The sequence below is a fragment of the Calothrix sp. CBUCES-K 9914 genome (assembly GCF_059640475.1).
This window is the reverse complement of record NZ_JBXXZH010000020.1, coordinates 56,175-66,855: the sequence shown is the minus strand read 5'-3', so window position 1 is coordinate 66,855 and position 10,681 is coordinate 56,175. Positions and strand designations below refer to the sequence as shown.

General features: G+C 42.5%; 6 protein-coding genes. 1 reads left to right on the top strand and 5 read right to left on the bottom strand.

The window, feature by feature from the left end; genetic code table 11:
• The first annotated feature begins 149 nt into the window (after positions 1–149).
• The gene (locus AC2JBO_RS06790; protein WP_496952873.1) at positions 150–311 is read left to right on the top strand and encodes a S8 family serine peptidase; all 162 of its coding nucleotides are present in this window, start codon (positions 150–152) and stop codon (positions 309–311) included.
• Positions 312–660: 349 nt separating this feature from the next.
• Here AC2JBO_RS06790 and AC2JBO_RS06785 read toward each other — a convergent pair whose 3' ends face one another.
• From AC2JBO_RS06785 to AC2JBO_RS06765, 5 genes are all read right to left on the bottom strand, one after another.
• Positions 661–1,551 carry an alpha/beta fold hydrolase gene (locus AC2JBO_RS06785; protein WP_496952872.1) on the bottom strand — a complete coding sequence of 297 codons (891 nt, stop codon included), beginning with the start codon at positions 1,549–1,551 and terminating at the stop codon, positions 661–663.
• A gap of 85 nt (positions 1,552–1,636) precedes the next feature.
• Positions 1,637–2,272 carry an MOSC domain-containing protein gene (locus AC2JBO_RS06780; protein ID WP_496952871.1) on the bottom strand — a complete coding sequence of 212 codons (636 nt, stop codon included), beginning with the start codon at positions 2,270–2,272 and terminating at the stop codon, positions 1,637–1,639.
• A 112-nt stretch (positions 2,273–2,384) separates the two neighbouring features.
• Positions 2,385–2,957 carry a DsbA family protein gene (locus tag AC2JBO_RS06775; protein ID WP_496952870.1) on the bottom strand — a complete coding sequence of 191 codons (573 nt, stop codon included), beginning with the start codon at positions 2,955–2,957 and terminating at the stop codon, positions 2,385–2,387.
• A 1,145-nt stretch (positions 2,958–4,102) separates the two neighbouring features.
• Positions 4,103–4,732 carry a response regulator gene (locus AC2JBO_RS06770; RefSeq protein ID WP_496952869.1) on the bottom strand — a complete coding sequence of 210 codons (630 nt, stop codon included), beginning with the start codon at positions 4,730–4,732 and terminating at the stop codon, positions 4,103–4,105.
• 8 nt (positions 4,733–4,740) lie between these two features.
• Complete coding sequence (locus AC2JBO_RS06765) at positions 4,741–10,641, bottom strand: AAA family ATPase (protein ID WP_496952868.1); 5,901 nt, start codon at positions 10,639–10,641, stop codon at positions 4,741–4,743.
• Positions 10,642–10,681 lie beyond the last annotated feature (40 nt).

The following is a 10,681-nucleotide window of genomic DNA, read 5'->3' as shown; positions in this document are numbered from 1 at the left end:
CTCACAGCTGTGCTGTCAGTTGTGTGGCGGCAACGGTAGCAGCCTGAGCGTATAGCAGCGGTGGATTTGCAACAATCCAGGTTAGTTGAGTGTGCATCTGTGTGAATTCATGTCTACATGTCTAGAAACATGCTGGCCATGCCAAGAAGATGTGCACATTGGTGTGCTGTGTGGCTGCAGGCACGTCAGCTGCTGCACCGGCTGTTGCAGCAGTCGCTGCGCTGATGCTGCAGAACAACAGGAGCTTCACGGTGCGAGTCAGCAGCCAACAGCAGCACCACCACAGCAGCTACAACCATGCCATAGCATGAGCAGCCGACTGTCTCTCAAAGCAGCACACCTTAGGCCTTCTGCTGCTGCAGCAGCTCAACAGCAAGCGGTTGCAGTCACTAGATCTGCCTTGCAGCGGTTCATAACCACCATACATGCCTCTCAGCGCAAACCAGTCTGTGCTGCACGCATTGTTCCTTGAGTACATCAGCTGCCTGACGTTACAACGATTTGCTGTGTCTAATCACATGTGCAGCCTGCTGAAATCTATGATCGCTTGAGGACCTCAGCCATAGACATTGGCAAGCCAGGCTACCACCCAAAGAGTGGCTTTGGCTTCGTGGCAGCAAGTAGAATCAAGGTGGGCGCTTCATACGTGCCCAGCCAAAATTATTTCCTGCTGGCTGCTAGCGTGATGTTGTCCTTTACAACGTGAGAGGTCATAAACTGACGGATATAGTCTGCGATCGCATCGCCGTCCTCTTCCAAGGCAAAATGTCCGGTATCGAGTAAATGAAGCTCAACATCTTTCAAGTCGCGCTGGTAGGGATAAGCACCCTCAGCAGGGAAGATGTAGTCGTTCTTACCCCAAACAATAAGGGTAGGGGGTTGATGTTGACGGAAATATTCCTGCCATTGTGGGTATAACGGTGGATTAGTGCTATAGCTATAAAGTAGCGCCAGTTGAATCTCAGCATTTCCAGGGCGATCAAGGAAGAGTTGATCCATATTCCAGGTATCCCGGCTAATCGCTTCCAGGTTGCGAACACCATTAGTATACTGCCATTTCGTTGCTTCCAGAGTGACTAAATATTTTAGTTTTTCAGCATTCTCAGGCGAACGGTCTTGCCAGTATGCCTTGATCGGTTCCCAAAATTCGCGCAAACCTTCCTCATAGGCATTCCCATTTTGAACAATTAGGGTTTGTACTCGCTCTGGATATTTAGCCGCAATCCGGTAGCCAATCGGGGCGCCATAATCCATTACGTAAAGGCTATATTGCTTGAGATCGATCGCGGTAATAAATTTCTCCATGATCTCAGCTAGGTGATCAAACGTGTAGTCAAACTCATCCACGCTTGGCATTGAACTGTTCCCGTAGCCTGGATAATCAGGGGCAACCAGATGAAATTTATCTGCAAGTGCAGGTATCAGATTACGGAACATATGAGAGGAAGTTGGAAAGCCGTGCAATAGTAGAATTGTCGGATTGTCGCGCTCACCAGCTTCTCGATAGAAGATATCTAAACCATCGATCGAAACTGTGCGAAATGTAATCATGATTTTGCTCCTTGTTTATAATAGTGAAATTAAAGTATTTGTGTGAATGAGCATTGAAAAATTAAATGCGCTCCCGTCTCATATCTTAAAAAAGCGTATTGTTGAAGTAATCACGCCAACTTTTGGGTAAAGCTTCAAGTTGAGTAGCGCGGTAAAGTAGCTCTCGATTGTCTTGCTCACGAACATAAAGTTGAGTGATATTGGCAACCGTGACATTGTTCTCGTCCCGGCTCACCAACTCTAGAGTGTCTCCGGCGCCAACTTCGCCCTCTTGTAAAACACGGAAGTAAAATCCGGTTCGGCGGCTCGCGAGAAATAACTTCACCATATCCGCTCGTCCAAACCTAATCCCAAGTTTGTAGCAGGGTAGGCGAGGTTGTGTTACCATCAGTTTTACACTGCCGATTCTAAAGTAATCCCCAATGTTCACCTCCTCTTCTCTCAGCCCAGTAGTTGTAAAGTTCTCACCAAAGATGCCTAGCGGTAGCTCTGTATTAGGCAATTTACCTCGCCAGTAATCATAATGCTCAAACGGATATATATATACTGCTTTGTCTACTCCGCCATGAACGGTTAGATCAGCTTGTCCATCACCATCTAAATTAACCGATCGTACCATCACCCGTTCGCTAACTGGTTCTTTAAAAATTCCAGTTGTCACTGTTTTTCCGTTCCAGGTTACCTCACGCGGAAGTCCTACATTGACAGAAATAAGTTTCATCTTTAGCTCCAAAATATTCCAGTACATTGCTTACAGCAGCCTAGCTCACTTTTCTTGTGCAAAGTTTAATTAGCGGAGTCTGGAGGAAAAATGGTCAGTCCGTATTGGGGAGCTAGGGCAAATCGTCTTTATTACTTGCAGAGATCATGGCTGCCATCAACTGCTCAATGTTCCAACGAGCCTTATAGTGAATTCCATTAATAAACAATGCCGGGGCAGTCGTTACTCCGCTGTGTAATCCATGAGCGATATCTTGATTAATGCGGTCGATATGCACTTTTTTAGACATATCTTGCAGAAATTGGGAAATATCCAGTCCTAGATTATCGGCATATTCTATAAGATAGCCGCTTTCTAAATGTTGTTGATGGGTGAACAGAATATTATGCATCTGCCAAAACTTACCTTGGACGGCAGCCGCTTCTGCTGCTTCTGCTGCACGTTGAGCATGAGAATGGATATGTATCTGTGGAAAATGACGGAAGATGAGGCACAGATAATTTTCTCCAAAACAAGCATTAAGCTTTTGCTGAATGACTTTAATCATCCTATAAACATCTGCATTCTGGCAACATTGATAGTCCCCATACATCATCGCAACTACGGTTGCACTTAACACACCTTTTATGTGATCCTGTGTTAAAGGTGGGACGAATAACGAACTGTGGTTATGGTCATAGCACACTTACACCTCCGCGAAAAAATAGTTTTACTGTAAGCGATTGCCAATTCCTAACAAAAGTAACTGTTAAAAGTACTGGAGTAGTTAGTTGTTGTAATTTAAACATTATTTCCTCCTTGACCAAGTTGAGTATATTTGAATAGAAAGTAATTCTTAGTTTTACTTCTCTTTTTTCAAATAAACATTAGCTATTACAATGGCATTTCTATCAATGCTTGTATAAATTCAATATATCTAACTAACTCTAATAAGTCGTCCATTTTGAGTTGATACTTTTGTTAAATAATGTGGTTGATGAATTAGTCCACCTCAAAGTGGAAGGTTGACTCCAACTAAAGTTGGAATTTGAATTCCAACTTTAGTTGAGCTGGCTTAGGAATGTGGATTAAATAAGGTGCAAAACTTGTAACACAGCATGGTAGATTGAAGAAGTCGGTAATTCGGGTGCAGTATCGTGGTGGTAACTTACTCTCCAACAATTGAAAAGCAGATGCAATCTTACTATGAGTCCTTATCTGAGAAAGACCGTAGGCGTTATGCTGCAGTTGAGACTTTAGCCTCTGGTATTATTGAGGTGTACAACTTTGAGTAAAAATGGAGTTACCGTTCTTATATACCTCTAACGTCCCTTTTCCTTGGTGATCTCCCCTACCCCCAAGCACTTGATATTCATAATCGCCATTCTTAAATTTGTAAACTTGGGCTGATCCTGTATTATTTGCAGTTCCTTTTCCCAAACTCAAATTTTCCAGAAGCCCTGTAGCACGGTAGAGAAATTCGCCCGAATTACGCCTTTTTCAAATATTAACAGTATACTCATTTTGGCATTTCAAACTGAGTAGTAAGTTTGCCGTAGAGTCAGCCGAGGCAGGTAAGGAAAGATAGACTGAAAGGCAAGTCATCGTACCAAGCAATAATACAATTTGCTTCCGGAGTGTTTTCATAGTTTATAGTTTATGGGTATAGTTTTGAGGTTTTAGTTTTTTACTGATAATGTTTGCATGAATTCAATATATCCAATTGACTCTAAGAAGTCGTCCACTATGAGTTGAAACTTTTGTTTAGTAGTGTGATTGATAAATCAGTCCATCTCAAAATGGAAGGTTGGTTCCAACTAAAGTTGGAATTAAAATTACAATACTACTTGATTACAAACTAACAATCCCTCGTTTTACGGCAACAATTACGGCTTGAGTGCGATCGTTCACTCCCAATTTACTTAAAATTCGATTAACGTGTGATTTGACGGTACTTTCACCGATAATTAAGGCAGTAGCAATATCTAAATTACTCATCCCTTGCGCCATTAAACGCAGCACTTCTAGTTCTCGCTCACTCAGTTCTGGGTTGCTCATCCGCTGCACCAGTTTTGCCCCAACTTCTGGCGGAATATACTGCTGACCACCATGAATAATACGAATTGCACTCAGAAGTTCGTTGGGTTTAGCATCCTTAAGCAAATACCCTTTGGCGCCTGCCTGCAATCCACGATAAATATCTTCATCACCATCATAGGTAGTTAGTACTACTATTCGGGCAGGTTTAAATTCAGTACAAATAGCAGTAATGGCTTCAACTCCTCCCATTTGCGGCATTCGTAAATCCATTAACGTTACATCTGGTTGGTATTCACGAAAGTAATTAATTGCTTGTTGCCCATCTTCTGCTTGAGCAATTACCGTCATTTCTGGATCGCGGTTAATTATAGTTGCCAATCCTTGCCTGACAATTGAATGATCGTCAACAATCATAACTCGAATAATAGTTGATTGGCTCATAATAATTCTTAATCTCGATTTACAATTACAATAATTTCTGTTCCTTGCCCAGGTAGGCTCCTAATCGACAGTTGTGCCCCAATATTTTCTGCCCGTTCGCTCATTCCTAGCAATCCAAAGCCGCCAACACGTGGGATGCTACCAAGCCCGAAGCCTAGCCCATTATCTTTAACGCGCAAGATACATTGTGTGTTTTTATACACAAACTCAATCCGGATTTCTTCAGCATAAGCATATTTCGTGGCATTAGTCAATGCTTCCTGTCCAATCCGGAATAAGTTATTCTCAACCTCGGTTGGTAAAGGATAGGCTGTACCTTGAATTTCGTAAATCAAAGCGGCATTGGTAATGGCTCTCATTTGAGTCACGAGCCGATGCATGGCACTATGCAAGCTGCCTTCCTCCAACAGTTGAGGACGAAGTGCTGACACTGAGCGACGTGCCTCAGCCAGTCCGGTACGTGCCAATTCATCAATTATTTCCAGATGTGCCTGGGCTGCTTCGAGATCATCTGCTATTACTTGGGTCGCAGCTCCTACCTGAACCAAAATCCCAGTAAACGCTTGAGCCAATGTATCGTGAATTTCTCGCGCCATGCGGTTGCGTTCTTCCAGAATCGACGCTTGCTCGGCGCGTTTGCGGTCACTAATATCTGTGATTAGACCATAGTATCCTCTCACTTGAGTACCGGAACCAAAATCGGGGATCAAGGTAGCACTGATATACTTTTTGCCAAATGAATAGGGTATTTCTGCCTCATAGGTTGTAAGCTGTCCTGCCAGCGCTTGATTAATATACGGTTCGACAACTTGATAAGCAGCCTCACCCAGGAATTCACGGGTATGCTTGCCTAAAACTTCATCTAGATTACAGCTAAACCAGACCTCATAAGTATGGTTGACAAATTTATAGCGCTGGTCGGCATCTACATAACAGATACAAACAGGTAAAGCATCTGTGATCAGTCGTAATTCCTGTTCTCGATCGCGCAGTGTTGCTTCGCTTTTCTGTAAAGCCGTCGTTCGTTCTGCAACCTGTTGTTCTAAGGTGCGATTGTAATCGGCTAACAGTTGCTCTGTCTGTTTCCGCTCTGTAATGTCTTGAAAGGCTACGATTGCATAAGCCACCTTGCCCTGTTCGTCAAACACTGGAGTTCCCCAAGCCTCAATTGGAATTGTTTTGTTGTTTTGGCAAATTTCCATATCGTCAACCGTGGTGCGTTCACCCTGCAACGCGCGGATAATTGGCAGTTTCTCAGTTGGATATTTTTGATTTGTTCCCGCCTGATAAAATTGATAAACCTCTGCAAATTGCTCCGCTCTCACCGCAGGATCGATCGCTTTACCTACTATTTGAACCCTGCGTTGATTAGCGTAGTAAAAGCGACCAGTCGCATCTACTACTACAATTGCTACTGGGACAGCTTCTAGAAATTGAGCCATTTTACTTTCGCTTTCACGTAGCTTTGAGTAGAGTTTAGCATTTTCAATGGCAATGGCTGCTTGGGTCGATAATAGGTTTAAAACTTGTGAGCGCTCTTTAGTAAATACTCCGACTGCTAGTTTATTCTCTAAATACAATACGCTGACGAGCTTGCCTTGATTTACCAGTGGCAAACACAAAACAGACTGGGGCTGATGGCGCCGAATGTATGGCTCATTGATAAAATTACCTTCATTTGTTGCGTCATTTAAGATGACAGGTTTATGAGTACGAATCACGTAATTAATAATCGATTCAGGCAGGTAATTTGCCATTGGGATAGCTTGTAATACGTGTGTAACACAAATATTATTATCATTTATATCATTAAGTTGACCAGACGCTTCAATCACCCATTCTCCTAAGTTTTCCAAAATCAGAAATCCTGTTTGGGCGCCAGCATTCTCAATTAAAATTTTCATCAAGGCATGGAGCAATTGCTCCAATTCAATTTCGCGAGCAATTGCTTGTGATGCTTTCATCACCGCTGCTAAATCCAGAGCAATATCTGAATTATTAGAAGTAGTGGTAGAAATGTTGTGGGCTGATATATGAGCCGACTTGGGAAATAGTTGCGGATAGCGAGTTTCTAAATCCTTAACCTTTGCAGTTGCTCCCCAACGTTCGTAGCAGTAATGTGCTTCTTTCATGTATGTTTGAGCAATTTTCTCCCTACCTCGTGCCAAATAATGTTTAGCAGCCAATTCGTATGCTAACGCCTCTTCTTGGATATATCCATTTTCTCTGGCGCCTTGGATAGCTTTTTCGTAAAACTCCTCTGCTTCAAACAACTGGCTCAAAACTCGTGTAGTCTCCGCTTGTACCAAATAGTATTTATGCAAATGATTCATGGGCGCACAATATGCCCATTGCTCCATTTTCTTCTGGCTAACGGCTACTTCTTTGAGAATTTGCTCCTGAACTTCAGTGCTGCTAGCAGGGTATGTTGCGAGTCTAGCTAAGGAATCATAGAAGTAGTACAAAGGCTCAAGGGGGGCGGCTCTGCCTTGGATCAAATAACTTTTCGTGAGGGTTGCGTTTTCAACTGCCTGGGAATACTTAGAAAATAAATAGCACAGGATGAGTTTGTTTAAATATACCTGAAAAATTACGACTCTATCTTTTTCGTATTGTGGCGGTCTATTTTCCTCATTGTAGGACTCACCAAGCAGACGTGTTGGATTTACCGAGCATCCCATCAAATTTAAGACAGATTGATGAAATATTTGAGTCCAGGTAAGTGCTGCTTCCTGCTTGATTTGACGCATTGCTTCATTGTATTTTGCCATCTCGCGCTCAACTTCCACAAGCTCTTTTCCAACGACGAAAGATTGGAGGCAGTAACAATGAGCGCAGTAGGCAGCAAACTCTAAATCTCCTGTTTCTAGGCCACTTTGATAGCTCTCTAATAATGGCTTAGATATTTCTCTAAGATGTTTTTTCCAATGGATGATAAAGTTATTTACGGTCAGCAATGTCTTAGCTCTTAGCGGCGAATGGGTATTTGCCAGTGACAACAGCTTTAGGGCAAGCTGTCCAAACTCGTAGCCTATTTCTATATTTCCGACTATCCCACAAAGAACAAACCAAAAGTTGGCATATGCAAAGGGAGATACAAATGTATTGCCATGTTTGATGGGCAAGTTGACCTGTTTGGATATAAGTAAAGGCATCAAATTGGGAGCAGCAATATAAGCAGCAATCGTTATGCTGGATAAGATTTGCATTGCTGCTAACTTGTCCGGCTCGGTCATTGTCGGTAAATAGATTAAGTCTCCAATTGGTTTCTTATTTAAAAGGGATGTGATGGCATCTAGCTCAAGCCGAATATCTGATTGAGTGAGCGTTTCCGGAAAAGTGATCCCCAGTTGTTGTAAAACTTGCAATGCAGTATCGATTGCTTTTAATGGCTGGCTCTGCGCCACATAGGTTTGAATTTTTACTTCGTAAACTTTTACGATGTCGAGAACCGTTTTAGCGGACTGTAGAACGATGGTGCCCCACGATTCTACTTGCTCAAAATTGCCACATAAATACGCAACTTCTGCGGTTTCTAGGTATAAATCTAATGTTAGCTCATAGTTAATTTGCCAACTAGAAGTTGCTAGCCATGCTCTACCTGTAGCTAAATACTTTTCAGCCATACTATAGGCGATCGCTGCTTTTGCTTTCTGGCCTGCAATTAAATTTAATTGAGCAATTTCATTTCGTTCTACTTGATCGGTGACAAGCTCAATCCCATGATTCAAATGATCGACTATTTGAAATAGTTGATCTGATAGTGCCTTTTTGAGGAGATTGCGACCAATTTGTAGATGAACAACTTGTTTTTGTGACTGATCAATCAAGGCATAGGCGGCTTGCTGTAAGCGGTCGTGTAAAAACTTATACTCTTTAACCAACAAGTCTTTATTTAATTCAGATAGAGGTTGAATTAGTCCAGCTTGAATCGCTGCTAGTAAATCTAGAGAAACTGCTTTAGGGGATTGCTGAGAAACGATAGCTAATGTATCTAAATTAAACTCGGCACCGACACAAGCCGCTAACCGAAGAATTTGCTGTGTGTTTTCTGGTAGTTTTTTTAACTGTCTCAACAGCAGTTCTACTACATTATCGGTAATATCCTGCGTTTGAATCTGGGCAATGTTCCACTGCCAACCGAGGTTAAACTTTAGCAGATTTTCACTGTGCAGCATTCTCAGAAATTGACCAACAAAGAAAGGATTGCCCTCGGTTTTATGCAACACCAACTCAGCTAAAGTACGGACGGTTTCTGCATCCTGATGTAGCGTTTCGGCAATTAAGCAAATTAAAGGTTCCAGTGTTAAAGGCGCCAGAATAATCTCGTGAAGCACTGCGCCAAGTTTTCGCAGTTTCGAGAGCGTTAATGCCAGTGGATGTGTTGGATGCACTTCCGAGTCTCGATAGGCGCCAATTAAAAATAAGAATTGGGTTTGCTCATCAAGCAGCATTAGCTCAATTAATTTAAGCGTTGCTGAGTCTATCCACTGCAAATCATCTAAAAAGATTACAAGCGGATGTTCCTCTGCACAAAACACCCGCACAAACTTCTGAAAGATTAGGTGAAAGCGATTTTGAGCTTCAGTTGTCCCTACTTCTGGTAGGGGTGGTTGCTTGCCAATAATTAATTCAACTTCAGGGATAACGTCAATGATAATTTGTGCGCTACTTCCCAAAGCCTTTATAAGTCGGAAGCGCCACTGTTGTATCTGCTCCTCTGGTTCTCCGAGCAGTTGCTGCACGAGTCTTTGCAGGGCATCGACGATTGCGCTGTAGGGAATATTGCGCTGAAATTGATCGAATTTTCCACAGATAAAATAGCCGCGCTTTTCGGTGAGCGGTTTGTACAGTTCCTGCACTAGTGCTGATTTACCAATGCCAGCGTAACCAGAAACCAACATCATCTCGACTTGAAATTGAGAGTTTTCTTGCTTCCCCGTTCCTGCAACTCTTTCAAACGCTGCCAATAATCCTCGAATCTCTGCTTCTCGCCCATACAGTTTTTGAGGAATTTGAAACTGATCCGAAACGTCTTGCAGACCTAGCTGAATGTTATTAATTTTACCTGTTTGTGCGAATTGCTGATAACAGCTTTCTAGATCTGCTTTGATGCCCCACGCACTCTGATAGCGCTCCTCGGCATTCTTCGCCATCAGTTTTAAAATTAGGTCTGAAATTGGTTTGGGAATTGTTGCATTCACCTGACTTGGTTCAACTGGCTGTTTAGCAATATGACAATGAACCAACTCAAGCATGTCCTTTGTTGTAAACGGCAAATGCCCTGTTAGCAGTTCGTAAAATGTCACACCGAGCGAGTAAAAATCGCTACGATAATCGAGCGAACGGTTCATCTGCCCGGTTTGCTCTGGAGATAGGTAGGCTGGTGTACCTTCTAAAATATTAAGGCTTTTGAAAGTTGGATTCGTGCGGTTAAATCGGGTGGCAATCCCAAAGTCAATAATTTTGACAACGCCAGTATCGGGATTGTAAACGATATTTCCAGGGTTAATATCCTTATGAATGACATTGGCTGCATGAATTCGAGCCAAAATTTCTGTCAGTTCGATGGCAAGACGCAGAAAACTCGATAAGGGCATCGGGCAGAAGCACTGAGGGCGCCTTTGTATCCAATGCTTCAAAGACTCCCCGCCAAAATCTTCTAATATAATAACGATAGTGCGTTGATAATCCTGCTGGCTGTATGCTTTGACAACTCCTTCGAGATTGAGGGAACGGGTAATTTCATATTCTTGCCTGTAACGGGTTAACTCTTGAGGAGAGGGATAATCTTGCTTAAGCATTTTTACGATTATCGCTGTTCCATCATCTTTGATGCCCCGATATACCAAAGATGTTGAACTTTCATAGATTTTGCTTTGGATAACAATTCCTGATCGATCAATCATAGAAATCTCTCCAAATCAGCATGAGTAATATCACCAATTA